Origin of the sequence: Fictibacillus nanhaiensis (assembly GCF_019801215.1) — a bacterium.
Lineage (GTDB): Bacteria > Bacillota > Bacilli > Bacillales > Fictibacillaceae > Fictibacillus > Fictibacillus nanhaiensis_C.
Window position 1 is genome coordinate 670,275 of sequence record NZ_JAHVJO010000002.1, and the last position, 26,437, is coordinate 696,711.

Genomic DNA, 26,437 nt, shown 5'->3' on the forward strand with positions numbered 1-26,437 from the left:
CGTCAAACGAGCAAAATAAATAAAAAAAGCCCGGGAACATCATCGTTCCCGGACCCTATTTTATGAACGTCCTTCTAAGCCCTCTACGCCTGATAGGAGGTTTCTTTTCTTTCCTGGTACTTCATGGCAATGGCGGCAGCGCGGCTCGTACGACTCTGACGCGCCGACTAAAATTACGGGGTCGTCATAGGATGCAGGTTTGCCATTAATCAAACGCTGAGTACGGCTCGCAGGAGAACCACATGACATGCAGATCGCTTGCAGTTTGGTCACATGCTCAGCAAGAGCAAGCATTTTAGGAACAGGGCCGAATGGCTCTCCTTTAAAATCTTGATCCAAGCCAGCTACGATGACACGCAGCCCTTGATCAGCAAGCTCTTGCGCCACTGGGATGATATCCTCATCAAAAAATTGTACTTCATCGATAGCAACCACTTCTGTTTCAGGTGATACATTTTTCAAGATTTCAACTGAACGCCCGACAGGCTCAGCCAAAACGGCAGTTCCGTTGTGGGAAACGACAGATTCCTCACTGTAGCGGTTATCAATAAGCGGTTTAAACACCTGTACTTTTTGCTTCGCATATGTGGCTCTTCTTACACGGCGAATCAATTCTTCTGATTTGCCTGAGAACATGCTTCCGCAAATCAATTCGATCCAACCATTCTGTTTCATGACATACATAGCCTGCTCCCCCTTTCGCAACATTCGTTTCCTTAGTATGCACGTTTTTCGTCTTTTCTCTATCTATAACGTTCTTTTATGGAGTGTCGAACTCCTTTTAAGGCGTAAAAAAACCCGGTCCATCGACGTACAGTTACCGAGTTTTTATAAAAAATTCGTTTTCTATGTAAAGAAAAAAGGGCAAGAAAGACTCCTGCCCTTTTACTTGCAACAAATTACTTAAGGTTGTATTTCTTCTTAAAGCGGTCAACACGTCCACCAACATCAGAGAACTTCTGACGGCCAGTGTAGAACGGGTGAGTATCTGAACTAACATCCACTTTAACTACTGGATATTCGTTACCATCTTCCCATTTCATTGTCTCACTTGAAGACAAAGTAGAACCTGAAAGGAAGCTGAATCCACTTTGAGCGTCAACAAAGATAACCTTCTTATAATTCGGATGAATTCCTTGTTTCATGTCAATTTCACTCCTTCTGCCCTGATTCCGATGCGGAAACAGAGTTAAATAAACACATAAAAACAGTATAACAGGGACAAAACCCATTTGCAACCATACTTTTTCGGTTAGTTCGTTACAGTTTTAACGCGTTTTGCAGAACCCTTTTTCTCTGATTCAAAAAGCTCGAAAAACTCTTCGTTGTTTTCCGTTTTACGCATACGTTTCATGAACTTATCAACGAAATCAAATGAGTCGTCCATCGTTTTACGGATCGACCATAAGGCTTCAAGATGATCTTTGGCGATAAGCATCTCTTCTTTTCTTGTTCCAGAGCGGCGAATGTCGATTGCCGGGAAAATACGGCGCTCAGCAAGTTTGCGGTCTAAGTGAAGCTCCATGTTTCCTGTTCCTTTGAACTCCTCATAGATCACGTCATCCATACGAGAACCTGTATCAACAAGGGCTGTAGCTAAAATTGTCAAGCTGCCGCCTTCTTCAATGTTACGTGCGGCACCGAAAAAGCGTTTCGGACGATGGAAAGCGGCCGGGTCAATACCACCTGAAAGTGTTCGTCCGCTCGGCGGAATTACGAGGTTATAGGCACGAGCAAGACGCGTGATGCTATCAAGCAAAATCACAACGTCCTTTTTGTGCTCAACAAGTCTCATGGCGCGCTCAAGAACGAGCTCAGCCACTTTTATATGATTTTCAGGGACCTCATCGAACGTCGAACTCACAACGTCACCTTTTACAGAACGCTCGATATCGGTTACTTCCTCTGGACGTTCATCGATTAAAAGAACGATCAGCTCCACTTGCGGGTTGTTGGTCGTCACACTATGTGCGATTTCTTTTAAAAGGCTCGTCTTACCTGCTTTCGGAGGAGCGACGATCAATCCACGCTGACCAAAGCCGACAGGAGCCATCATGTCGATGATTCGCGTAGAAATATTGTTGCTTGTTGTTTCCATAACCATTTTCTTTTCCGGATAAAGAGCCGTCAGAGCAGGGAAATGCACGCGTTCTTTTGCTGTTTCAGGATCTTCTCCATTAACTGCGTTAACTTGTAAAAGTCCATAATACCGCTCGTTTTCTTTTGGAGGGCGAACTTTACCTGAAACTTTATCCCCGTTTCTAAGATCGAACCTGCGAATTTGAGAGGCAGAGATATAGATATCCTGTGAGCTAGGCGAATAGTTAATCGGTCGCAAAAAGCCGAAGCCTTCATTCGGAATAATCTCTAATACACCTTCCATGAATGAAAAACCATCAAGCTCTGCTTGTGCTTTTAAGATCGAAAACATCAGCTCACGTTTCGTCAGCTTTCCGTAGTATTGAATATTATATTGTTTGGCAAGCTCATAAAGCTCTTTTAATTTCTTGTTTTCTAATGTTGCTAAATCAATCCCCATAGTGACACCACGCTTTTCTAAATTTACTATTTATTTTTGTTTTGTTTAAATAAAATTTTTGGGATTTAGTCTATGTGTTTTAGGTTTTAGTGAATGGAAGGAGTTCCTCGAAAGTTAAGGTTAGTGGGTTTGAAGAATTAAATAAAAGTAATCATACTTCTTATTTTAACCACAAAAATGGCCTTTAATCAAGCTAAAGAAACTTAAGACATCTTTTCCTAAAACGTGCATTTCCAATAGATAGCAGAATTCTCTAAACCATCAAGTAAGAAAGACCGGACGTGATGTCCGGCCTCACTTAAGGATTTATGGTTTTATAACAAGGTCTGGCTTTTTCTTTAAGCTATGTCTGCCATCGATAAAGCGAACCGTACCTGACTTTGCGCGCATAACAACAGATTGAGTTGTTCCTGTTGAACCATCAAAACGAACCCCTTTTAACAGTTCACCATCTGTTACACCAGTAGCTGCAAAGATCGCGTCATCCCCTTTTACGAGATCATCCATGTACAATACGCGGTTCACATCCTCGATCCCCATGCGTTTGCAGCGCTCTAGTTCCTCATCGTTTTGAGGAAGAAGCTTCCCTTGAAGCTCCCCGCCAAGACACTTCAATGCTACGGCTGCGATTACCCCTTCAGGTGCACCACCTGATCCGAATAAAATATCAACGCCTGTATCATCAAAAGCGGTATTAATTGCAGCAGCGACGTCTCCATCAGAGATTAGCTTAATTCTTGCACCTGCTTCACGAATGTCATGAATGATCTTTTCGTGACGCGGACGGTCCAAAATAACAGCTACTAAGTCTTCGATGTTTTTATTTTTTGCTTCTGCAACAGCTTTTAAGTTATCAATCACTGGTGCGTTAATATCGATTTTCCCGACGCTCTCACGGCCGACTGCAATTTTGTCCATATACATGTCTGGAGCATGAAGCAGGTTGCCATGATCTGCGATAGCAAGGACAGCAAGTGCGTTCCAAGTACCAGAAGCAACAATGTTCGTACCTTCTAAAGGATCTACAGCAACGTCTACACGAGGACCGTAGCCTGTACCAAGCTTTTCTCCGATATAAAGCATCGGTGCTTCGTCCATTTCTCCTTCACCGATAACAACAGTTCCTTTCATAGGTACCGTGTCAAAAACATTTCTCATCGCGGTTGTAGCAGCATCGTCCGCCTCGTCTTTCTTGCCTCTTCCCATCCATCGTGCAGATGCGAGTGCAGCTGCTTCTGTAACACGAACTAGCTCCATCGATAAACTTCTTTCCATAACTTGGTTCCCCTCCCGTTAACTTGAAACGCTTACATTTTTATCTCGAAGAAAAACCACCGGATGTTGGTGATTTTTCTCTTCGTTTTATTAGGAATTCCTGAGTTCTTCCATCTCTTCAACACCCATATTTTCACGCCATACTTTTGCTCCAAGTCCTTTTAGCTTGTCTACTAAAGACTCATAACCGCGATCAATATGTTCAAGGCCTGAGATTTCTGTTATACCTTCTGCCATAAGACCTGCAACAACGAGCGCCGCTCCTGCACGAAGATCTGAAGCTTTTACTTTTGCTCCTTCAAGCTTGGTAGGCCCATTAATAATAGCTGAGCGTCCTTCTACTTTCACATTCGCTCCCATGCGGCGAAGTTCGTCTATATGCTTGAATCGTGCACTATAGATCGTATCTGTTACAATGCTCGTTCCTTCTGAGCTTGTTAATAGCGATGTAAAAGGCTGCTGCAGGTCTGTCGGAAATCCTGGATAGACTAGCGTTTTTATATCGACACTCTTTAACGGATCATTACCGCGATAAACAAGGACTTGATCGTCTCTTGTTTCGATATAAACACCCATTTCTCTTAACTTGGCGATAAGGGATTCAAGGTGCAGCGGGATTACATTATCTAGCAATACTTGCTGACCCATTGAAGCCGCAAGAATCATATACGTACCAGCTTCAATACGATCTGGAATGATAGAATGACGGCATCCGTGCATTTTATCGACGCCATCAATACGGATCACGTCAGTACCTGCACCTTTGATCTTGGCACCCATACTCGTTAAAAGTGTTGCTACGTCAATAATTTCTGGTTCCTTTGCTGCATTTTCAATGATCGTTTGCCCTTTTGCTCTTACTGCGGCAAGCATGATATTGATCGTCGCCCCTACACTAACAACATCCAAGTAGATTCGTGCACCAACAAGCTCATCGGCGCGCAAATAAATCGCACCTTGCTCATTCGTTACTTTAGCACCGAGAGCTTCAAAACCTTTAATGTGCTGATCGATTGGACGCGGTCCAAGGTTACAACCGCCAGGCAGTCCGATTACCGCTTTTTTAAAACGCCCAAGCATCGCACCCATTAAGTAATAAGACGCTCTAAGTTTTTTCACTTTTCCGTTCGGAAGGGGCATCGCAATCATGCTTTCAGGATTAACCGTTAGTGACTGATTATCATCAAGGTAAGCTTCTCCCCCGATTTCCTCTAACAGATCACGCAAAATACGAACGTCTGAAATGTTAGGTAAACCTTCTATGGTAACGGTTGATTCTGCAAGTATTGTAGCTGGGATTAAAGCCACCGCACTATTTTTTGCTCCGCTTATGTGGACCGTTCCTTCAAGAGGATAGCCCCCTTCAATCATCAGTTTTTCCATGGTAAACTCCTTTCAGTAAGAGTCACAAATGACAAGTTAGATGTGAATATTTTACCAATTTCGTTAGTTTTATTATTTACCAAAATTTTCTTTTCATGTGGAAAAAATTACTTTTTATTCGCTGCATCCCAATCCGCAAGAAATTTCTCAATACCTTGGTCTGTTAATGGATGCTTTACAAGTCCTTTTATAACATTCGGTGGAATTGTTGCGATATGGGCGCCGCGAATTGCCGCTTCTGTTACATGAATCGGGTGGCGAATGGATGCTGCGATAATCTCGGTCGGAATTTCATGAATCGCAAAAATTTGTGCAACTTGTGAGATAAGCTCTAATCCATCCTGACCGATGTCATCTAAGCGTCCCAGGAACGGTGAAACATATGTCGCACCTGCACGTGCAGCCAATAAAGCTTGGTTTGCATTAAAAATCAACGTTACGTTCGTTTTTATGTTTTCATCAGAGAAGGTTTTAACTGCCTTTAACCCATCAAGCGTCATTGGCACTTTTACGGTAATATTAGGAGCAATTCCAGCCAACTCACGGCCTTCTGTTACCATTTCTTCATAAGAAGTTCCGATCACCTCAGCACTTACAGAACCCGAAACAAGGCTAGTAATTTCTTTTAAGCGTTCATGAAAATCTACGCCTTTTTCTTTCGCTACTAGCGATGGGTTCGTTGTTACACCAGATAAAATGCCCAGGTCATAGGCTTCTTTAATATCATCAATATTTGCCGTATCGATAAAGAATTTCAAAACACTCACTCCTGTATGTTAAATTTCTCTTTCATTTATATTCTTTTATAACACGTACTTCTTCATTCACAAAAGATGTACGCTTATTTTGATTACATTTCTAATGAAGTTACACACTCTTATAGTGTAAATGAAACCGCCTATGATGTATAGGCGGTTTCAAAGAAAGCTTCATATTAGGCTTATTTGACCAGAAAATTACGCTTTGTTGGCAGAACCGAACTCACGCATTTTTCCTGCTACTGTTGTTTGAATCGCATCACGTGCAGCAGTCAAGTATTTACGAGGATCATATTGACCTGGATTTGCTTCAATATACTCTTTTACGGCTTTTTGAGAAGCGATTTGGTTTTCTGTATTTACGTTAATTTTAGCCGTTCCTAAAGAAATTGCTTTTTGGATATCTTTTGTTGGAATACCTGTACCACCATGAAGAACAAGAGGGATACCCGTAAGTTCCATGACTTCCTGCATGCGGTCAAATCCAAGGTTAGGCTCACCTTTGTAAGGACCGTGAACAGAACCAAGTGCAGGTGCAAAACAGTCTACGCCTGTTTCACGAACAAGTTGATCACACTCAGATGGAACAGCGTAAGCAGCTTCAGCATCATCAACGATCAAGTCATCTTCTTGTCCACCAATACGGCCTAGTTCTGCTTCAACAGAAACACCGTGGATGTGAGCAAGTTCAACTACTTTTTTCGTTAATGCAATGTTTTCTTCTAACGGATGATGAGAACCATCGATCATGACGGAAGTAAAACCTGCATGAATCGCTTCAGCACACTTTTGGAAGCTAGAACCATGGTCCAAATGAATCGCAACCGGAACAGTCACTTTGTACTCTTCCATAAGTGCTTTTACCATTGCAACCGTAAGCTTAAATCCACCCATATAACGAGCAGCACCTTCAGATACACCAAGAATAACTGGTGAATTCTCTTCTTGTGCAGCTTTTAAAATAGCTTGAGTGAACTCAAGGTTGTTCAAGTTAAATTGACCAACTGCATAATTTTCCGCTTTTGCTTTTTCAAGCATTTCCTTCATTGAAACTAAAGGCATGTACTAGTCCTCCTTATGTTTTGGCACGAGCAGACCAACTACTGTGTTTTATATTGCTGAAATGTTAAAAACAGCAAAAAGAAGCCATTATAGTTTTCCTTTCATGGCGTCTTGCTAAACATTTCATAATGCTCATTTTCATTCTAGTATAGCATACCAATATCGCCGAAAAACCGCAACACATCAACGTTTTCTAGTGTAAACGCTATCATTGGCTACATACTTGGAAATCTTAATTTTTTTATGTTGAAGGAGTGTTCAGTGGAAGTTCTTTCCTAACAGCCGCTCGGATCTCATCAATATCGAATGGCTTAGCAAAATGAGTAATGGCTCCTAGTTTCATGGCTTCGTGAATCATATCGAGTTCACCATATGCTGTCATAATGATTACTTGAATCGTCTCATCGTGCTTTTTCACACGGCGAAGAATTTCAAGTCCATCCATCCCAGGAATTTTCATATCTAGAATAACAAGATCAGGACGGTCTTTCTCTACAATCGAAAGCGCTTGTACACCATTGGCTGCTTGATACGTCTTATACCCTTCTTTTTGAAAGATCTCATTTAATAGAATCCTGATGCCATACTGATCGTCTACAATTAAAATTTTCCCGCTCATTATTGCTCACCCCATCTGAGTTCATTTGCAAAACCCTTTTATGTTTACATTCGCTATATGCAAAGATTTTCCTGCTGTCTTCCATGAAATGTATGGTTAAATTCAGTATACTAAATAAATGAGCAACAAGGCGATAATTTGAATAGTAAGGGAGTCATCTCATGTTAAAAATTTTTTCAACGCAAGTTTCAGGGTTATTAAAAACCATCTCCGATAAAGAAGAACAATCAATCGAGGAAAGTTCCCGCCTGCTGGCACAAACCGTTTTGTCTGAAGGAACCGTATATTTCAAGGGATTTGGCGAGATGGATGCTGTTGTAAGCGAGGCGCTGTCCGGTGAGAATAAATTCCGGAGTGGTGCGGAGTTTACGGATGATAGTACGAAAAAGTTGCTGCCTGTAGATAGCGTTGTGTTGGCAAGCAGATTTTTGGATGATGAAGAAGCATTGGCGTTTTGTAAAAAAGTCAAAGAAAGTGCCGATTGCCATGTTATTTTGATGGGCGGACGAAGAAAAGATGCGGATAGTGAGTCCAGTAATGGAGCTGTGGCCGATATAGAGATTGATACGAAGGCTGTTCGTGGTTTAGTCCCACTAGATGACGGTTCTCGTATCGGATTCCCGTCTGGATTGACTGCATTATACGCCTATTATTCGGTATTTTTAACAACAAGTGAAATTTTAGAAGAATATGATGAGGAATAAGGAGGAGCCTGGCTAATATGCCAGGCTTTTTCTTGTGATTTAATAGTTTGAGCGAGTCATATTAGTGGTCGAAAAAACTCGATCACATAAAAAATAGATAAAATCACATAAAAAGTGAATGTCATCACATAAAAAACGGAACTCATCACATAAAAATAGATGCTGATCACATATTTTTCCTTTTTATTCCATTTATACTACCCACTAGACACCGACACCTCAACAAAAAACCGGCAGCCCCCCCAACGAAAAGGGAACTGCCGGCAAACATTTTTCTATTTAGTTCTTCAACTGTGATACGGCGCCAATAAAATCACGGAATAACGCTTGTGGTCTTGTTGGTCTTGATGTGAATTCCGGATGGAACTGTGAAGCTACGAACCAAGGATGATCTTCAAGTTCAATAATTTCAACAAGTCTGCCGTCTGGAGAAGTTCCTGAGAAGATGAAACCTGCCTTCTCCATCTGCTCACGGTACTCATTGTTGAACTCATAACGATGACGATGTCTTTCATAAATTACTTCGTCTTTATATGCTTCGAACGCTTTTGTATCTTCTTTAATTTTACAAGGGTAAAGACCAAGACGCAGGGTTCCGCCTAGATCTTCAATATCTTTTTGTTCAGGAAGAAGGTCGATAACCGGGAATGGTGTTTCAGGCATCAGTTCAGAAGAATGCGCACCTTCTAAGCCAAGTACGTTCCGTGCAAATTCAACTGACGCTAGCTGCATCCCTAAACAGATACCTAAAAACGGAACCTTGTTTTCACGAGCAAACTGAGTCGCTAAAATCTTTCCTTCTACTCCTCTGTCTCCAAATCCGCCAGGCACTAAAATCCCGTCAGCATCTTTTAACAGTTCGTGTACATTTTCAGCCGTAACCAATTCCGAATTGATCCAGTCGATCTCGATATCTGTATCGAAATGATAACCGGCATGACGCATAGCTTCAACAACAGAAATATACGCATCTTGAAGTGCTACATATTTACCGACCAATGCAATCTTCACTTTTCCAGAAAGGTTCGTTACTCGGTCGATTAATGATTTCCATTCATCCATATCAGGCTCATGCGTTTCAAGTTTAAGATGCTTGCACACAAGCTCGTCCATCTTTTGCTCTTGAAGGTCAATCGGCACTTGATACAACGTTTCAGCATCTCTTGCCTCGATTACTGCTTTAGGATCGATGTCACAGAAAAGCCCGATTTTTTCCTTCATTTCTTGTGGGACAGGGAACTCTGTACGAACAACGATGATGTTAGGCTGGATTCCTAAGCTTCGCAGTTCTTTTACACTGTGCTGTGTCGGCTTTGTTTTCAGCTCGCCTGCTGCACGAATGTAAGGAATAAGCGTACAGTGGATGTACATGACGTTCTCTGATCCAACGTCGCTTTTGATCTGACGGATCGCTTCTAAAAACGGCAAGCTCTCGATATCACCAACTGTTCCGCCAATTTCTGTGATCACAACATCGGCATTGGTTTCACGGCCAGCACGGAATACACGTTCTTTAATCTCGTTTGTAATGTGCGGAATAACTTGGACCGTTCCGCCAAGATACTCACCACGGCGCTCTTTGCGGAGAACGGTAGAATAAATTTTCCCCGTCGTTACTGAGCTGTATTTGTTTAAGTTAATATCAATAAAGCGCTCATAATGACCTAAGTCTAGATCGGTTTCGGCACCATCATCGGTTACGAAAACTTCGCCATGCTGATAAGGACTCATCGTTCCAGGATCCACATTGATATACGGATCAAATTTTTGCGTCGTCACTTTCACTCCGCGGTTTTTAAGTAATCGGCCTAATGAAGCTGCAGTGATCCCTTTTCCTAAAGAAGAAACAACCCCGCCTGTAACAAAAATATATTTAGCCATGTTTTCATTCCCCCTGCTTTTTCTAAAATAAGTATGTGCGTTAAAACCTTTTTCTACTATCGAAAAGAGGCAGTCTGGATAACCTCTCTCACAGTTTTAGCAAAAAATAAAAAGCAAAAGCGACACTTCCCCTATGGTTAGGGGGCACTTTTGCTTCGATATTGTATAAAATTTAGTCTTTTTAATTAAAAAGATACAGGAATAGCCCAAAAATGATATTACCGGAGTACCTTGCTTGTGTCAAGATGGTATGTGCATTCTCGTATGAAACATTTTGTTCCTAAATCGTGCTTTTAATGACTCAAAAACATATAAAAAAACCGGCACGCACTGTACCGGTTCTGCAATTTATTGATCTTCGTCTTCATCTTCTTCTGAATCTTCATCTTCTTCATCAAAATCTTCGTCGTCTTCATCAAAATCTAATTCTTCGTCATCGTCGTCATCATCATCGTCATCGTCTGATAGATCGTCGTCTTCCTCGACAAACTCATCTTCCACTTCTAACTCATCGAAATCTTCATCATCGAAGTCCTCTTCAAAGTCATAATCGTCTGCAGAAGCTTTTTTACGCTTTGTTGGTTTGTTCGTAGCCCCAAGTTCTTCTTCACTGCTCTCTACAGGGTACCAAACCTTCAAACCCCATTTATTGTCTCCTAATGAAACGAAACGTCCATCAATGTTCATATCTGTGTAAAAATAAGCAATTCGGTTTTCAACTGCTGTTTTAGACAGACCTTTAATTTCTGCTATTTGTTTGACCAAATCGTAAAATTGAATAGGTTGCTTTTCATTCTGCAAAATTTCAAATGCGATTTCGACCATAGACATTTCAACGACTTGCTCTTTCGTATACGTGTTCAGCATAGCCACATCGGCACTTCCTTTCTTTCTCCACACTCATTTATATCAACACATTGTGCTCATTCTCTAGAAGAATCATACTCTTCATTATAAACAAATCCTATACGGATATGCCAGTAGTAATCTCTCTTTTTTGCATAAAAGGTTTTGTGAAGAGTGTAAGATCGCACTTCGATGCTCTTGAAAATGGTTGATTTTGCGCTCCAGGTCTCTCGCTTTCCGCGGGCCACCCGTGAGCACGCAAGAGTCTCGCCACCTTGCACTAGAATTGAAAAGTCAAATGCCACAAGCTTTAAGTGTAGCTTTCAAAAAGATCTTTTTCTAAAAATTAACGCTATAGAGAGACCTTTAAGAACACTTCATCGATTAGTTCATTGAAGCGGAAGGGCGAGACTCCTGCAGGATGAGTGGGACAGGTGAGACCATTCAATGACGCTAAGCGGCGAATGGGCTCACCGCACACCCTGCGGAAAGCGAGCCCTGCAATGGATTAGTTAATTGAAGCGGAAGGGCGAGACTCCTGCAGGATGAGTGGGACAGGTGAGACCATTTAATGACGCAAAGCGGCGAATGGGCTCACCGCACACCCTGCGGAAAGCGAGCCCTGCAGCGGAAGTTAACCCCATTAATAGCAATAAACTATTTTAAATCCGCTTTCGCAAAGAAAAAAGAACCACTAAAAAAACGGCTCTTCCTCTATTAAATTTACATGTTGCGTCTATATTTGCCGCCAACTTCATATAAAGCTGCCGTAATCTGGCCGAGACTCGCATATTTTACCGTATTCATCAGTTCTTCAAAGATATTTCCGCCATTAAGCGCAACCGTCTTTAAACGCTTTAAAGCCTCGCCCGCTTTGTCTTTCTTTTCATCTTGGAATTCTGACAAATTCAGAATCTGCTGTTCTTTTTCGTCCTTAGTAGCACGCGCCAGCTGCATGTTGAACTCTTCTTCTGAAGGCGTATTCGGGTTCAGATACGTATTCACACCGATAATCGGAAGTGAACCATCATGCTTTTTCATCTCATAATACATCGATTCTTCTTGAATCTTTCCGCGCTGATACTGAGTTTCCATCGCACCCAGTACGCCGCCTCTTGTATTCATCCGCTCAAACTCTTGAAGAACCATCTCTTCTACGAGGTCTGTTAATTCCTCAATGATAAACGAACCTTGAAGCGAGTTCTCGTTACGCGCTAGACCGAGCTCTTTTGTAATGATCATCTGAATCGCCATCGCGCGGCGAACCGATTCTTCAGTAGGTGTTGTAATCGCTTCATCATACGAGTTCGTGTGGAGCGAGTTACAGTTATCATACAGCGCCATCAACGCTTGAAGCGTCGTACGAATATCATTAAAATCGATTTCTTGAGCATGCAGGGAACGTCCAGACGTCTGGATATGATACTTCAGCTTTTGGCTGCGTTCGTTCGCCTTGTACTTATCACGCATGACCGTTGCCCAAATTCTTCTTGCCACTCGGCCGATAACCGTATATTCCGGATCAAGGCCGTTTGAGAAGAAGAACGACAGATTAGGCGCAAATGCGTTAATATCCATTCCTCGGCTTAAGTAATATTCTACATACGTGAATCCGTTTGCTAGTGTAAACGCGAGCTGTGTGATCGGATTCGCACCAGCTTCCGCGATATGATAGCCGGAAATCGAAACCGAATAATAGTTGCGTACTTCGTGATCAATGAAATACTGCTGAATGTCACCCATCATGCGAAGAGCGAATTCAGTAGAGAAGATACACGTGTTCTGCCCTTGGTCTTCTTTTAAAATATCAGCCTGAACCGTTCCACGAACAGAGGAAAGTGTTTTCGCTTTAATTTCAGCAAATTCTTCTTCATTCGGCTGTCTTCCGTTTGAATCAACAAAAACCTTCACCTGCTGCTGGATCGCTGTATTCATAAACATCGCTAAAATAATCGGAGCAGGGCCGTTGATCGTCATTGAAACCGATGTGGATGGCGCAATTAAGTCAAAGCCATCATACAGCTTTTTCATATCGTCAAGCGTACAGATGCTGACTCCGCTTTCCCCAACTTTTCCGTAAATGTCTGGGCGGTAATCCGGATCTTCACCATATAACGTTACAGAATCGAACGCCGTACTTAAACGTTTTGCATCATCATCTTTTGACAAATAATGAAAACGGCGGTTTGTTCTTTCAGGTGTCCCTTCACCAGCAAACTGGCGCTTCGGATCTTCTCCTTTACGTTTAAAAGGAAAAACACCCGCTGTGTATGGGAATGAACCAGGAACGTTCTCTTTCATGATCCATTTTACGATTTCGCCCCAGTCCTCAAACTTCGGCAGAGCGACTTTCGGGATATGAAGTCCAGAAAGACTCTTCGTCGTCAGCTCGGTCACGATTTCTTTATCACGAATCTTCGTTACAAACTCTTTTCCGCTGTACTTTTCCTTTAATTCTGGCCATTCTTTTACCATTTTGGACGTTGCTGGCAAAAGTTTTTCTTCCACCTTTTCAAGTGCTTTGTTTAACCCCGCCTCAACTTCAACGCCTGCCGCATCATACTCTTTTACCGTTTCAAGCGTCCCTTTTATCTGGAATGACTTGCGTGCAAGCTTCGACTGTTCTTCAACCGTCTCATGATACTTACGAACCGTTTGAGCAATCTCATTCAAATATTGTGCACGCTCACCCGGAATGATTACGTTCTTCTTAGCTGTCATCGCGTCACTTGCTGGCTGGATGCCCCAATCCACACCAGACTTTTCTTCGATCGTCTTTATTAAGTGATAGAACAATACATTCGTACCCGCATCATTAAACTGGCTCGCGATCGTACCGTAGACCGGCATCTCATCAAGATCTCTATCAAACCAGCCACGAGAGCGCTGATATTGTTTCTTCACATCACGAAGCGCATCCTCAGAGCCTTTACGTTCGAATTTATTAATTGCAATGATGTCTGCGTAATCTATCATATCGATTTTCTCGAGCTGTGACGGTGCACCAAATTCGCTTGTCATCACATACAGGGAAGCATCTGAAATTTCAGAGATCCCTGCATCCCCTTGGCCAATACCGCTCGTTTCCACGACAATCAGGTCATAACCGGCTGCTTTCGTTACGGCAATCGCATCTTTAATCGCATCCGACAACTCAGAGCGAGAGCCGCGCGTTGCCAAGCTTCTCATATATACACGCGGATGATAGATCGCATTCATGCGAATACGGTCTCCTAATAAAGCTCCGCCCGTTTTTTGTTTCGTCGGATCAATCGAAATAATCGCGATCGTCTTATCTTCGCATTCGTTCAAGAAACGGCGCACAAGCTCATCAGTAAGTGAACTTTTTCCCGCTCCCCCTGTACCCGTTATCCCTAACACAGGGACTTGCTTCTGTAGATCCTTTAATGCAGAAAGAGTCTGTTCAGCTGTTGCCGCGATCTCTTCAGTTGCTTGTTTGGCGTTTTCCGCAAGTGTGATCAGACGGGAAACAGAGCGCACGTCTTTTTCCTTCACTTTTTCCATCTCATCCGTTAATGAAGTAACCGTCGGAAAGTCACATTCTTCTACCATCTTGTTGATCATTCCCTGCAACCCTAGCAACCTTCCATCCTCAGGTGAAAAGATGCGTGTCACACCATACGCGTGAAGCTCCTTGATCTCAGGCGGAATGATAACTCCGCCGCCGCCGCCAAAAACTTTAATATGTCCGGCTCCGCGTTCTTTTAAAAGATCGATCATATATTTAAAATATTCCACATGGCCGCCTTGGTAAGACGAGATCGCAATTCCCTGTACGTCCTCTTGGATGGCCGCACTCACCACTTCGTCAACGGAACGGTTATGTCCGAGATGAATCACTTCACAGCCATTGGATTGAATGATTCTTCGCATGATGTTGATTGATGCATCATGTCCGTCAAAAAGACTGGAAGCGGTAACAAAACGAACCGGATTTTTCGGCCGATAAATGTCTGTCTGGCTCATCGTTTTCATCCTCTCTTATGCTCCTCTTATTCCATAAAGGAGTTGTTGGAGCTGTAATTGTGTATATTCTTCAATCGTATACATTTTTTGAAGCGCCCATCGTCTGAACGTCCACATCTGACCGATGATTAAAATATTGTGAGCAGCCGCCTGAATTTCCTTTTCACTCAGATCCAGTTCCCCCTGCAGGACGGACTGGGCAAGAAGTTTTTCAAAAATAGCGGTCATCTCAAGCTCTTTTTTCAATACATATGGCAATGCTTCATCAGATAAAGACTTTGCTTCCTGATACATCACGAGTACTTCATCCTGCATATCGTCCATCACTTTAAAATAAGCCGTTATCGCTCTTTCTACGCCTTTAACCCCGCTGTCTTCTGCATTAATATCCTGCTGAAGCCTCAACTTAACGCCATCATAGATGCTGTCGCAAACGAGATACAAAATATCCTCTTTAGACCGAATGTATTCATATAATGTACCGATGCTGAAGCCTGAAGCTTTTGCGATCTCCCGGGTTGTTGTGCGGTGAAAGCCATTTTTCTTAAAAAGGGACACCGCTGCTTTTACCATCTCTTCACGGCGGCGCTGAATCAGTTTTTCATCTTTTACGAGCGATGGCACTTCTTTCTTTCCCAATGGCCTCCCTCATTTCTGTTTCTTGCCTGCTGGCTGTATTCGTTGTAACAGGATATGTTCTGCAGCTGTATAAGGATCTGTTGTACCTTCTTGTAAACCGGCCAGCCAGGAAAAACCGTTTTCTTGTTCGTGTGTCCAAACTTGCTGAAAGATTTCGTGCTGAACGACTTCCATCACTTCACGCTGCAGGTTCCGCAGCTTTCGATCTTTCCCTTCTCCGCTCTTTACGAGATAGGCTTTATGAGCAAGAAGGACTTCCCACAAATCTTGTAATCCTTTATTTTCGGTAGATATGGTCTCCACAACAGGAGGACGGTACGGACTGTCGTGTTTCACGAGGTCAAGCATCGCTTCAATTTCAGCGAGAAGCTTCGGAACGCCTGGCATATCTGCCTTATTCACAACAAAAAGGTCCGCGATTTCCATGATTCCTGCTTTAAACACTTGAACGACATCACCGCTCCCTGGATTCAGAACAACCGCAACCGAGTCGGCTAGCTTCATAATATCGAGCTCTGACTGTCCGACTCCAACCGTCTCTATTAAAATAACGTCAAAACCATACGCATCCATCAGCCTTACTGTTTCTTTCGTAGAACGGGAAAGGCCACCAAGACTGCCGCGCGTTCCCATACTGCGAATAAACACACCAGGGTCTGTAAAATGGTCTGCCATCCGGACACGGTCACCTAAGATGGAGCCCCCGCTAAAAGGACTTGTAGGATCAACCGCTACGATTCCAACCGTTAACCCTTTTTTCCGAAGAAAGGCAATCAGCCGGTTCACGAGCGAGCTTTTTCCAGCACCAGGCGAACCCGTGATTCCGATCCAATGAGCACCTTTTTGCATAGGATAGATGCTTTTTAATAGCTCTAATTTATCGGGACCATTGTTTTCAGCAAGGGTAATCGCTTTGGCAAGTGCCCGTTCATCTCTTTGCTGGATGCGCTGTGCTAATGGATGCATGGTTTCCTCCTAAAACTAGTTTCTGTAATCGTTATTTGTGATGGTTACTATCTATCAATTTTGCCATTATTTAAATTCTTACTTCAGTGATAGGTTGATTGGAGCGGAAGGTTGCGAGACTCCTCGAAAATGGAAATCACATTTTCTTCGTGCGATGTAAAGCTGTCGAAGCTTTCCTTGTCCTGCGGATCAGTGGGACAGTCGGAAAAGCGAAAGCGGCTCGTTCAGCCCCGACAAGCAAAAGGTGAATGGACTATGAAGGCGCATTTTGCCTTCATGACCATTTCACTTTTGACCTCGAGGGGCTAGCCGCTGTAGCTAGACAGGTGAGACCCTTTAGCCGCAAAGTGGCAGGGGCTCACCGCCCGCCCCGCGGAAAGCGAGTATCCTGGAGTACAAATCAACCGCTTACAAGCTCAAAAATTAATCTTTTAAAAGCATCTTCGAAATAACAAGTCGCTGAATTTCCTGCGTTCCTTCGTAAATTTGCGTAATTTTTGCGTCACGCATATAACGTTCTACAGGATATTCTTTCGTGTAACCGTAACCGCCGAAAACTTGAACAGCATCTGTTGTTACTTCCATCGCAATATCCCCTGCAAACAGCTTCGACATCGCCGACTCCTTACCGTACGGAAGACCTTCTGATTCTCTCCATGCCGCTTGATAGGTTAACAGTCTTGCCGCTTCCACTTTTGTCGCCATATCAGCAAGCTTGAATCCGATTCCTTGGTTCACACCGATCGGCTTACCAAACTGCTTGCGTTCTTTTGCATAATTAACGGATGCATCCAGTGCACCTTGAGCGATTCCTACCGCTTGAGCGGCGATTCCGTTACGCCCTCCATCAAGCGTCATCATCGCGATCTTAAAGCCCTCGCCTTCTTTACCAAGCAGATTTTCAGCAGGTACACGGCAATCTTCAAAGATAATCTCTAGCGTTGGGGATGAACGGATCCCAAGCTTCTTTTCTTTTTTCCCAAAAGAAAAACCTGGTGTTCCTTTTTCTACGATAAAAGCGGAAATGCCTCTCGTTCCTGCTTCGATATCCGTACGAGCGAACACGACATAAATCTCTGCGTCACCTGCGTTCGTAATAAAAATTTTAGAGCCGTTGATGATGTAATCGTCTCCATCTTTCTTAGCGGTTGTCTTCATGTTACCCGCATCCGAACCTGAACCTGGCTCTGTTAATCCGTAAGCACCGATCTTCTTTCCTTCTGCCATCGGACGAAGGAACTTTTGCTTTTGCTCTTCATTCCCAAATTTAAAGATCGGCCAGCCAGCAAGTGATGTATGAGCAGAAAGGGTTACCCCGACTGACGCACAAACACGTGAAAGCTCTTCTACCGCGATAACGTAGCCAAGATAGTCACCACCGATTCCACCGTACTCTTCAGGCCATGGAATGCCGCAAAGTCCGAGCTCACCCATCTGATCAAAGATCTCACGGTCAAAGCGCTCTTCTTCATCACGCTCAGCCGCTGTCGGTTCTACTTCGTTCTTCGCAAAATCACGCACCATCTTGCGGATCATTTCATGTTCTTCTGATAATAAAAATTGCATATCTATTCTCTCCCTCTTACCCTAGTAGGTGTTTGCTAAGAACCATCCTCTGAATTTCACTCGTTCCTTCGTAGATCTGACAGACCTTCGCGTCACGGAACAGTCTCTCAACCGGATATTCCTTCGTGTAGCCGTAACCGCCATAAACTTGCACCGCTTCAATCGCTGACTTCATCGCTGTTTCTGACGCAAAAAGCTTTGCCATCGACGCCTCTTTTCCGCATGGCGAATGGTTCGTCTTTAAGTCCGCTGCACGATAGGTAAGTAATTTTGCAGCTTCCACTTCTGTCGCCATATCTGCGAGTTTGAATCCAAGCCCTTGGTTCGCCCCAATCGGCTTGCCGAACTGTTTTCTTTCTTTTGCGTAGTTCGTCGCATACTCGAGTGCGGCTTCAGCGATACCAAGAGATTGTGCAGCGATTCCGATCCTGCCCGCATCTAAGTTGCTCATCGCGATCTTAAAGCCTTCTCCTTCATTTCCTAGCAGATTTTCGGCAGGGACTCGTGCATCTTCAAAAACGATCTCACATGTATTCGATCCGTATAACCCCATTTTTTTCTCTTTTTTCCCTACTGAAAACCCAGGTGTATCTTTATCTACGATGAAGGCGGAGATGCCGTAACTGCCCTTATCTGGCTCTGTTGAAGCAAACACAATATATACATCTGCCTCACCCGCATTTGTAATAAAAATCTTCGAGCCATTTAAGATATAATGATCACCTTGTTTAACCGCTCTCGTTTTCAAGCTTGCTGCATCAGAACCTGAACTCGGCTCTGTTAGTCCGAACGCACCAAGGTACTCTCCACTCGCTAGCTTAGGAATGTATTTTTTCTTTTGTTCTTCATTCCCAAAATAAAGAATCGGATTTGTTCCGACACTTGTATGGACCGATAAAATAACGCCTACCGTTGCACTCACCTTTGATAATTCGTTAATCGCAATGATGTACGATGTAAAATCCATCCCCGCTCCACCGTATTCTTCCGGAATTGGAATGCCCATAAGTCCAAGATCAGCCATCTTTTTGATAAGATGACGCGGAAACTTCTCCGTCTCTTCCATCTCTTCAATGGCCGGTGCTATCTCTTTTTGTGCAAAATCCCGAACCATCTTCTGCATCATTTTTTGTTCTTCTGTAAACACGAGGTTCATGGTCTCTCCCCATTTCCATTTGAAATGCTGAAATGTGTGCCGTTCCGCAATCTGTCTTTCTCACAAAGACAAACTACGTTTTTGTCTTTGTGTGGGGTCAGACCCCCACACCCCTATGCGTAGGTGTAAAAGCCTTTGCCCGTCTTCTTTCCTAGCCAGCCTGCTTTTACATATTTTCTAAGCAATGGGCATGGACGGTACTTATCGTCACCAAACCCTTCATGCAAGGTTTCCATAATGTACAAACATGTATCTAGACCAATAAAGTCAGCTAATGTTAACGGCCCCATAGGATGGTTCATTCCGAGTTTCATAATCTCGTCAACCGCTTCTGGGGTTGCTACGCCTTCATAAACAGCAAAGATCGCTTCGTTAATCATCGGCATGAGGATACGGTTAGAGATGAATCCTGGAAAGTCGTTTACTTCCACTGGTACTTTTTGCAGCTTTTTCGAAACGGCTTCAATCGTGTCATACACATCGTCTGCCGTTTGAAGCCCGCGGATGATTTCTACAAGTTTCATAACCGGAACAGGGTTCATAAAATGCATCCCGATCACTTTTTCCGGACGATCAGTCGCAGCTGCAATCTCTGTAATCGGCAAAGAGGAAGTATTTGATGCTAAGATCGTATGGTCTGGCGCAAATTGATCAAGCATCTTGAACAATTGCGTTTTCACTTCCATGTTCTCAACGACCGCTTCAATCACAAGATCTGCTTTTGACGCGTTCTCTAGAGAAACGGATGGAGATATTCGAGAAAGGATTTTCTCTTTTTCCCCTTCCTCCATACGGCCTTTTTCTACTTGACGATTTACGTTTTTCTGAATGTGCGCGATCCCTTTTTCTACAAATTCGTTTTTTATATCATGTAAAATAACGTTATATCCCGCCATGGCACATACTTGGGCAATTCCTGACCCCATCTGTCCTGCGCCTATTACCATAATCTGCTGAATGCTCACGTTCTCATCTCCCTATGCTTTTACTTCTACTAAAATCGCATCACCTTGACCGCCGCCTGAACAGATTGATGCGATGCCAAGTCCGCCGCCGCGTCTTTTTAGTTCATGAATTAATGTCAGTACGATGCGCGTGCCGCTCGCCCCAATCGGATGTCCTAACGCCACTGCACCACCGTTTACATTTACTTTTTCAAGATCAAGTCCTGCAAGTTCTGCACTTGCTAACGCAACAGCCGCAAAGGCTTCATTGATTTCAAAAAGGTCGATTTCTTCTATCGTTTTTCCTGTTTTCTTTAAAAGTTCTGTAATGACGAGCCCAGGTGTCTTCGGAAAGTCTTTCGCTTCAACCGCGATCGCTGTGTGTCCTAAAATCGTTGCCAGCACTTCTTTTCCTTCTTTTTCTGCACGTTCCTCGCTCATCACAACCACTGCCGCTGCTCCGTCGTTCACGCCAGGCGCATTACCTGCTGTAATCGAACCTTCTTTAGAAAAAACAGGTCTTAATTGAGCTAACGATTCAACGGAAGTATCTTTTCGAGGTGATTCATCTAGAGAAACAACCATTGGATCCCCTTTACGCTGAGGTACCTCAACTGAAACGATTTCTTCAGCAAACACACCATTCTCACTCGCCATAACAGCCAGGTTATGACTGCGGTACGCCCACTCATCCTGACGCTCTCTAGAGATTTCCATCTCTTCGGCGACATCATTTCCGTAGATGCCCATATGCACACCTGTAAACGTACACGTGAGTCCGTCATGTACCATAAGGTCCTTCACCGAGCTGTCTCCCATTCGAAGTCCCCAACGCGCTTTCGGTAAAATATAGGGAGCGTTGCTCATCGATTCCATACCGCCCGCGACGATGACTTCTTCATCCCCAGCACGAATGATCTGATCAGCCATTGTGATGGCACGAAGACCAGAAGCACATACTTTATTGATCGTCTCCGTTTTCGTTCCCCATGGTAAACCTGCCTTTTGAGCAGCTTGCCGGGAAGGGATCTGACCTTGCCCGCCTTGAAGAACACAGCCTAAAATGACTTCATCTACCGATTCGGATGAAACGTCAGCACGGCGAAGTGCTTCTTTAATGGCGATCCCGCCTAAATCTGATGCTGTAAGGGAGCTTAATCCTCCTCCAAATTTCCCAACAGGTGTACGAGCACCACTTACAATGACCGATTTTGCCATGTGAAAAACCTCCTTGGATAATATGTGATAAAGCGTTTAGAAAACGTTTTCATTTTTAATGAGACAAGGATGCCGAGCGAACGCTCAGTCACCCGGCTTCCAAGCACATAGCTGCCTGCATCGAAGCAAGCAGCCTGCACTTATTTATATGTTATTACTGAATCATCTCTTGTTTCTGAGGTCCAAACAACGATTTTTCAAGGATTTCTACAACATCTAGTGTTTGAACTTCTTCTTCTACTTCTTTTGCTTTTGTTCCATCACTTAGCATTGTTAAGCAATATGGACAGCCGCTTCCAATCATCGTTGGATTCACAGCTAGAGCTTGCTCTGTCCGCGCAACGTTTACACGAGAGCCTGCTTTTTCTTCCATCCACATCATACCGCCGCCTGCACCACAGCACATTCCGTTTTGACGGTTGCGATCCATCTCAACGACTTTTACTCCCGGGATCGCTTTTAAAATATCACGAGGCGGTTCATAGACCTCGTTATACCGGCCAAGGTAGCATGAGTCATGATACGTGATCGTCTCGTTCACTTCATGCTGCGGCTTTATCTTTCCTTCTTTTAACCATTCCGCTAAAAGTTCCGTATGGTGATACACTTCTGCTTTTAGACCGAATTCAGGGTATTCATTTTTAAACGTATTGTAAGCATGCGGATCGATCGTAATAATTTTCTTGATGTCATGCTTTTCAAACAGCGCAATATTCGCCGTCGCCATCTCTTGAAACAAAAACTCATTTCCAAGACGACGAGCCGTATCACCTGAGTTTTTCTCTTTGTTGCCTAGAATCGCGAATGTAATTCCTGCTTCATTCATGATCTTTGCAAGGGAAAGAGCAATCTTTTGTGAACGGTTATCATAGGCACCCATGGAACTTACCCAGAACAAGTACTCAAATTCCTCACCCGCTTTTTCCTTTTCTTTTACGGTTGGAATCACGATGTCCTCTTTCAGTTCACGCCAGTTCTCGCGTTCTTTTTTCGAAATTCCCCAAGGGTTTCCTTGCTTCTCGATGTTTTGGATCGCGCGCTTCGCATCACCATCCATCTTTCCTTCCGTGAGAACTAGGTAACGGCGCATATCGATAATTTTATCAACGTGCTCGTTCATAACCGGACACTGATCTTCACAGTTTCGGCATGTCGTACACGCCCAGATTTCTTCCTCTGTCATGACTTCACCGATCATCGCCACATCATAAGACAAAGCGGATGAACCATCTGTAGCAGCTGCCGTTTCTTGTGCTCCTTTACCTCTCGCCTCAAAAGCAATCTGGTTTCCAGTGGTGTTCGTAAAAGCGAACGCAGGCATCCAAGGCGTTCTGGAAGTAACAGCAGCACCCTTTTCTGTCAGGTGGTCACGCAGTTTAATGATCATGTCCATCGGGGAGAGCATCTTGCCTGTTCCAGTAGCTGGACAAACATTCGTACAACGCCCGCACTCCACACACGCATAAAGATCAACAAGCTGTTTTTGATTGAAGTCTTCAATTTTGTTCACACCGAAAACTTCTTGTGTTTCGTCCTCAAAGTTGATGGATGACAATTTTCCAACCTTATCTTTGCGTCCGAGCCAAACGTTTAGCGGACCTGCAATTAAATGAGCATGTTTAGACTGTGGAACGTACACTAAGAACGTTAGTAAAAATAAGAGATGAATCCACCATGAGATAAAGAAAATGACAGCGGCTCCTGTTTTCCCGACAAAGCTAAGCAAAAACGCAAATCCGGAAGCGATCGGCGCCGACCACTCGTACGGCAGGTCATGCCAAATGATTTCAGCCCCGTTTCCTAATAAAACAGAAAGCATCAGACCGCCAATAAATAAAAGTACTAATCCCGATTTAAAGCCACGCTTCAGGCGTACGAGCTTTTCGACATATCTTCTGTAAAAAGCCCAAACGACTGCTACTAAAATCATTAACGTGATGATTTCCTGAAAGAAAGTAAATCCCGGATAAAGCGGCCCTAAAGGCAGATGATCTCCAGGGGAAAGACCTTTCCAAATAAAATCAATCGCTCCAAACTGGACGAGAATAAATCCATAAAAGAACATGATATGAATAATTCCGCTTTTTTTGTCCTTCAAAAGCTTCTTCTGTCCAAAGACATTTACTAATACGGCTTTGATTCTTTCTTGTACCGTATGATCGAACTCAACCTTTTTCCCAAGCTTGATAAATTCGTATCTTGTTTTAACCACATAAGCAAATAAAAACAATGCGTAAGCGGTTACAAAAAGAAATGCAAGCCAGTTTGCTATCATTAAGCCGTTCATCTCTTTTCTCTCCCTTCCCTATGCTTAGTTCCCTAATTCTTTCTCTTTTAACTATTCTAAAAGAAATTAATTTTCTGACATCATTATATCATAAAAAATAAATGAATGAGCATTCAGTCGGACTTCATAAAAATTTTTTTTAGTTGTTTTACATAGGCCGGGTATACTAAGCAAAAGTTTTTCATAAAGGAGGAATTCAGATGTGGATCGTTCTTTTCATAACAATCCTTTGTCTTCTTGCAGGGATTGATTTTTATTTCGGACATAAAAAGATGGTCAGTCTGGAAAAACCGCCTTCTGCTACAAGAGGAGAAATGCTTTTTTTATCGACAGGCTATCACTTTTTTGACAGCTTGTTTCATGATATAAAAGAAGCCACTTTACATATTCATATTCAGTTTTATATTTTACGCGATGATGAACTCGGTGATGAGCTATGCAATAGCTTGATCCAAAAAGCGAAAGAAGGGGTCGAAGTCCGATTATTACTCGACTTTTTAGGAAGTAAAGAGGTAAAAAAAGAAACCATATCCTCTTTGAAAGACGCAGGCATTCATTTTCAGTACAGCAATAAGCCTGGGTTTCCCTATTTTCTATATCGAATGAATCATCGCAACCATAGAAAAATCACCATCATCGATGGAAATATCGGATATTTGGGCGGTTATAACGCAGGCAATGAGTATATCGGAAAAAATACAAAGCTCGGAGATTGGCGCGATTATCATATGAAATTAAAAGGTCCAATCGTAACTGAACTTCAGCATTCTTTTTTCAGAGACTGGAATGTAGCATCTGGCGACGATTTAACCCCCCCGCCTCCCACCCATCATGAAAATGAAGGGCAAAAGGAGTTTATGCTCATTCACTCAAACGGTGATGCTGTCTATCGATTCTTTTTTGAAAAAATTCAGAGAGCTAAAAAAAGCATATTTATTGGTTCACCTTACTTCATTCCGGGTAAAAAGATGAACAGGGCTTTGCTTCGTGCGATCAAACGGGGCGTTGAGGTTACGGTGCTCGTGCCAATGAATCCTGATCATGTACTTGTAAAAGAGGCATCTTATCAGTATTTACAACCTTTATTGAAAGCAGGAGCTAGCATCTATCAGTTTCATGAAGGTTTTTATCATTCAAAAGTGCTGATTTTTGATGAAAACATCTGCGATATCGGAACGGCTAACTTTGATTATCGAAGCTTTTTCTTTAACGATGAAATCAACTGTATTTTTACAGAAAAAGCTTATATTCAAGAAGTAAAAAAAGTAATTGAATCCGATCTGGCACGTTCAGAGAAACTGACGGTAGAGCATCTTAAGAAGATTCGTACGGTCTGGGTGCGAATAAAAGAGGCAACCGCTTTTATTGTCTCGCCATTTTTATAATCAATTGTTCATAATAGGGGGCCAAAAATGCTAGTATCGTTTGGATTTGTTTCGACGGCTCTCAATCTATATGAGGCCTCGCCAGCTAAAACCATGACTTTCGCGACTTACGAAAAGCGCGACAAAAAAGAACGGGAAGCACAATTGCTTGCCATAACGAAGAATAACCTGCAGCGCACACTGCGTGTCTTGCACTACTGTGTCGCACATGAACTGCCTTTATACCGCATGTCTTCTTCAATCGTTCCACTGGCAACCCACCCGGATGCCGCGTGGGATTTTTTAGCGAAAACAAAAAAAGAATGCAAGGAAATAGAGAGACTCGTAAAAAAATATAACCTGCGTACGAGCATGCATCCGAATCAATACACCTTGTTTACGAGTCCACGCCATGAAGTCACCGTTAATGCCGTAAAAGACTTGCAATATCATTATGATCTATTAAAAGGAATGGGAATTGAGGATCGAAGCTATATCAACATTCACGTTGGCGGTGCTTACGGGGACAAGAAAACATCTCTTGATCGATTTTATGAAAATATAAAAAGAATTCCATCAGAGATTAAGAGCCGCATGACATTTGAGAATGATGACAAAACCTTTACAACAGAAGAAACACTTCAAGTATGTGAAAAAGAAGGGATTCCACTCATGTTTGATTACCATCATTACAAAGCAAACCCCGGGGAAACGCCGCTTGAAGAGCTGCTGCCTCGCTTTGTTCAAACGTGGAAAAACACGGGCAGACCACCAAAGGTACACCTTTCTTCACCTAAAGATGAGAAAGCCTACAGAAGCCATCACGATTTTGTCAATCTTGACTATGTGCTTCCATTTTTTAAGATGGTTTCTAATTTCACAGATGAGCTTGATGTGATGATTGAAGCGAAACAAAAAGACCGCGCTGCTCTTCAGCTCATCGATGAGCTTGAGCGTGTGCGCGGCTTTAAAAGAATGAGCGGCGGTACAATCTTCATGTAGAATTATTTCAAGAAGGTGGCAGCTACCCAACCGTACAGCTGAAAACCGATATAGATGCCAACGATTCCCATGATACCCGCAAGAGCGGGCGGAGCTGGAATTGGCAGTTTAAACATCGCAAAAACAAACCCTACGAGAGCGCCTGTAATGAGTGACAACAGAATGATTTTCAAATGATGTACCCCCTGAATCAAGTAAGTTAAAAATCTATCTCTTATTAATATGGCAGGATTGCCTTACA

General features: G+C 43.1%; 22 protein-coding genes. 3 read left to right on the top strand and 19 right to left on the bottom strand.

The features are described 5' to 3' along the window. Positions 1-60: 60 nt before the first annotated feature. From KUV80_RS11940 to KUV80_RS11975, 8 genes are all read right to left on the bottom strand, one after another. Positions 61-684: a thymidine kinase gene (locus KUV80_RS11940; protein WP_222462925.1), complete on the bottom strand. Its 624-nt coding sequence runs from the start codon at positions 682-684 to the stop codon at positions 61-63. A 215-nt stretch (positions 685-899) separates the two neighbouring features. Further along, positions 900-1,145, bottom strand: coding sequence for a type B 50S ribosomal protein L31 (locus KUV80_RS11945; RefSeq protein WP_222462926.1), 246 nt, complete (start codon positions 1,143-1,145; stop codon positions 900-902). A 107-nt stretch (positions 1,146-1,252) separates the two neighbouring features. Beyond that, positions 1,253-2,539, bottom strand: coding sequence for a transcription termination factor Rho (rho, locus tag KUV80_RS11950; protein ID WP_222462927.1), 1,287 nt, complete (start codon positions 2,537-2,539; stop codon positions 1,253-1,255). A gap of 306 nt (positions 2,540-2,845) precedes the next feature. Beyond that, positions 2,846-3,814, bottom strand: coding sequence for a class II fructose-bisphosphatase (gene glpX / locus KUV80_RS11955; protein ID WP_222462928.1), 969 nt, complete (start codon positions 3,812-3,814; stop codon positions 2,846-2,848). Between the two features lie 90 nt (positions 3,815-3,904). Beyond that, the gene (locus KUV80_RS11960) at positions 3,905-5,197 is read right to left on the bottom strand and encodes a UDP-N-acetylglucosamine 1-carboxyvinyltransferase (RefSeq protein WP_222462929.1); all 1,293 of its coding nucleotides are present in this window, start codon (positions 5,195-5,197) and stop codon (positions 3,905-3,907) included. A gap of 107 nt (positions 5,198-5,304) precedes the next feature. Next, positions 5,305-5,955: a fructose-6-phosphate aldolase gene (gene fsa / locus KUV80_RS11965; protein WP_222462930.1), complete on the bottom strand. Its 651-nt coding sequence runs from the start codon at positions 5,953-5,955 to the stop codon at positions 5,305-5,307. Positions 5,956-6,153: 198 nt separating this feature from the next. Continuing rightward, a complete protein-coding gene (fba, locus tag KUV80_RS11970; RefSeq protein ID WP_222462931.1) occupies positions 6,154-7,017 on the bottom strand; it encodes a class II fructose-1,6-bisphosphate aldolase in 864 nt (287 codons plus the stop codon). 241 nt (positions 7,018-7,258) lie between these two features. Then, positions 7,259-7,639 carry a response regulator gene (locus tag KUV80_RS11975; protein ID WP_222463160.1) on the bottom strand — a complete coding sequence of 127 codons (381 nt, stop codon included), beginning with the start codon at positions 7,637-7,639 and terminating at the stop codon, positions 7,259-7,261. 158 nt (positions 7,640-7,797) lie between these two features. Between KUV80_RS11975 and KUV80_RS11980 the strand changes: the two genes are divergently transcribed. Beyond that, on the top strand, positions 7,798-8,340 hold the full coding sequence (locus KUV80_RS11980) for a DUF2529 family protein (protein ID WP_222462932.1): 543 nt from the start codon (positions 7,798-7,800) through the stop codon (positions 8,338-8,340). Between the two features lie 279 nt (positions 8,341-8,619). Here KUV80_RS11980 and KUV80_RS11985 read toward each other — a convergent pair whose 3' ends face one another. The 10 genes from KUV80_RS11985 to KUV80_RS12030 form a co-directional block, all read right to left on the bottom strand. After that, positions 8,620-10,221, bottom strand: coding sequence for a CTP synthase (locus KUV80_RS11985; protein WP_222462933.1), 1,602 nt, complete (start codon positions 10,219-10,221; stop codon positions 8,620-8,622). 348 nt (positions 10,222-10,569) lie between these two features. Beyond that, entirely contained in the window at positions 10,570-11,088 is a 519-nt protein-coding gene (rpoE, locus tag KUV80_RS11990) for a DNA-directed RNA polymerase subunit delta (protein WP_222463161.1), read from the bottom strand. Positions 11,089-11,790: 702 nt separating this feature from the next. Then, positions 11,791-15,054 carry a fused isobutyryl-CoA mutase/GTPase IcmF gene (gene icmF, locus KUV80_RS11995; RefSeq protein ID WP_222462934.1) on the bottom strand — a complete coding sequence of 1,088 codons (3,264 nt, stop codon included), beginning with the start codon at positions 15,052-15,054 and terminating at the stop codon, positions 11,791-11,793. 15 nt (positions 15,055-15,069) lie between these two features. Further along, entirely contained in the window at positions 15,070-15,693 is a 624-nt protein-coding gene (locus KUV80_RS12000; protein ID WP_222462935.1) for a TetR/AcrR family transcriptional regulator, read from the bottom strand. 9 nt (positions 15,694-15,702) lie between these two features. Continuing rightward, the gene (meaB, locus tag KUV80_RS12005; protein WP_222462936.1) at positions 15,703-16,659 is read right to left on the bottom strand and encodes a methylmalonyl Co-A mutase-associated GTPase MeaB; all 957 of its coding nucleotides are present in this window, start codon (positions 16,657-16,659) and stop codon (positions 15,703-15,705) included. 423 nt (positions 16,660-17,082) lie between these two features. Then, positions 17,083-18,225: an acyl-CoA dehydrogenase gene (locus KUV80_RS12010; protein WP_222462937.1), complete on the bottom strand. Its 1,143-nt coding sequence runs from the start codon at positions 18,223-18,225 to the stop codon at positions 17,083-17,085. Between the two features lie 16 nt (positions 18,226-18,241). After that, positions 18,242-19,381 carry an acyl-CoA dehydrogenase gene (locus KUV80_RS12015; protein ID WP_222462938.1) on the bottom strand — a complete coding sequence of 380 codons (1,140 nt, stop codon included), beginning with the start codon at positions 19,379-19,381 and terminating at the stop codon, positions 18,242-18,244. A gap of 113 nt (positions 19,382-19,494) precedes the next feature. Continuing rightward, on the bottom strand, positions 19,495-20,328 hold the full coding sequence (locus tag KUV80_RS12020) for a 3-hydroxybutyryl-CoA dehydrogenase (protein ID WP_246625205.1): 834 nt from the start codon (positions 20,326-20,328) through the stop codon (positions 19,495-19,497). Positions 20,329-20,358: 30 nt separating this feature from the next. Further along, on the bottom strand, positions 20,359-21,543 hold the full coding sequence (locus KUV80_RS12025) for an acetyl-CoA C-acetyltransferase (protein ID WP_222462940.1): 1,185 nt from the start codon (positions 21,541-21,543) through the stop codon (positions 20,359-20,361). 154 nt (positions 21,544-21,697) lie between these two features. After that, positions 21,698-23,830: a (Fe-S)-binding protein gene (locus KUV80_RS12030; RefSeq protein WP_222462941.1), complete on the bottom strand. Its 2,133-nt coding sequence runs from the start codon at positions 23,828-23,830 to the stop codon at positions 21,698-21,700. A 200-nt stretch (positions 23,831-24,030) separates the two neighbouring features. Here KUV80_RS12030 and cls point away from each other — a divergent pair, with 200 nt between their 5' ends. Further along, entirely contained in the window at positions 24,031-25,215 is a 1,185-nt protein-coding gene (gene cls / locus KUV80_RS12035; protein WP_222462942.1) for a cardiolipin synthase, read from the top strand. A 27-nt stretch (positions 25,216-25,242) separates the two neighbouring features. Continuing rightward, positions 25,243-26,196 carry a UV DNA damage repair endonuclease UvsE gene (gene uvsE, locus KUV80_RS12040; RefSeq protein ID WP_222462943.1) on the top strand — a complete coding sequence of 318 codons (954 nt, stop codon included), beginning with the start codon at positions 25,243-25,245 and terminating at the stop codon, positions 26,194-26,196. A gap of 2 nt (positions 26,197-26,198) precedes the next feature. Here uvsE and KUV80_RS12045 read toward each other — a convergent pair whose 3' ends face one another. Next, positions 26,199-26,369: a XapX domain-containing protein gene (locus tag KUV80_RS12045; RefSeq protein ID WP_222462944.1), complete on the bottom strand. Its 171-nt coding sequence runs from the start codon at positions 26,367-26,369 to the stop codon at positions 26,199-26,201. Positions 26,370-26,437: the final 68 nt, after the last annotated feature.

Bases quoted from the DNA above. Each gene is read 5' to 3' on its own strand.
- KUV80_RS11985 (WP_222462933.1), bottom strand. From the start codon at position 10,221: ATGGCTAAATATATTTTTGTTACAGGCGGGGTTGTTTCTTCTTTAGGA.
- glpX (WP_222462928.1), bottom strand. From the start codon at position 3,814: ATGGAAAGAAGTTTATCGATGGAGCTAGTTCGTGTTACAGAAGCAGCT.
- icmF (WP_222462934.1), bottom strand. From the start codon at position 15,054: ATGAGCCAGACAGACATTTATCGGCCGAAAAATCCGGTTCGTTTTGTT.
- uvsE (WP_222462943.1), top strand. From the start codon at position 25,243: ATGCTAGTATCGTTTGGATTTGTTTCGACGGCTCTCAATCTATATGAG.
- KUV80_RS11980 (WP_222462932.1), top strand. From the start codon at position 7,798: ATGTTAAAAATTTTTTCAACGCAAGTTTCAGGGTTATTAAAAACCATC.
- KUV80_RS12020 (WP_246625205.1), bottom strand. From the start codon at position 20,328: ATGGTAATAGGCGCAGGACAGATGGGGTCAGGAATTGCCCAAGTATGT.
- rho (WP_222462927.1), bottom strand. From the start codon at position 2,539: ATGGGGATTGATTTAGCAACATTAGAAAACAAGAAATTAAAAGAGCTT.
- KUV80_RS12015 (WP_222462938.1), bottom strand. From the start codon at position 19,381: ATGAACCTCGTGTTTACAGAAGAACAAAAAATGATGCAGAAGATGGTT.
- KUV80_RS11945 (WP_222462926.1), bottom strand. From the start codon at position 1,145: ATGAAACAAGGAATTCATCCGAATTATAAGAAGGTTATCTTTGTTGAC.
- KUV80_RS12030 (WP_222462941.1), bottom strand. From the start codon at position 23,830: ATGAACGGCTTAATGATAGCAAACTGGCTTGCATTTCTTTTTGTAACC.
- KUV80_RS12010 (WP_222462937.1), bottom strand. From the start codon at position 18,225: ATGCAATTTTTATTATCAGAAGAACATGAAATGATCCGCAAGATGGTG.
- KUV80_RS11940 (WP_222462925.1), bottom strand. From the start codon at position 684: ATGTATGTCATGAAACAGAATGGTTGGATCGAATTGATTTGCGGAAGC.
- meaB (WP_222462936.1), bottom strand. From the start codon at position 16,659: ATGCATCCATTAGCACAGCGCATCCAGCAAAGAGATGAACGGGCACTT.
- rpoE (WP_222463161.1), bottom strand. From the start codon at position 11,088: ATGCTGAACACGTATACGAAAGAGCAAGTCGTTGAAATGTCTATGGTC.
- KUV80_RS11960 (WP_222462929.1), bottom strand. From the start codon at position 5,197: ATGGAAAAACTGATGATTGAAGGGGGCTATCCTCTTGAAGGAACGGTC.
- KUV80_RS12025 (WP_222462940.1), bottom strand. From the start codon at position 21,543: ATGGCAAAATCGGTCATTGTAAGTGGTGCTCGTACACCTGTTGGGAAA.
- fba (WP_222462931.1), bottom strand. From the start codon at position 7,017: ATGCCTTTAGTTTCAATGAAGGAAATGCTTGAAAAAGCAAAAGCGGAA.
- cls (WP_222462942.1), top strand. From the start codon at position 24,031: ATGTGGATCGTTCTTTTCATAACAATCCTTTGTCTTCTTGCAGGGATT.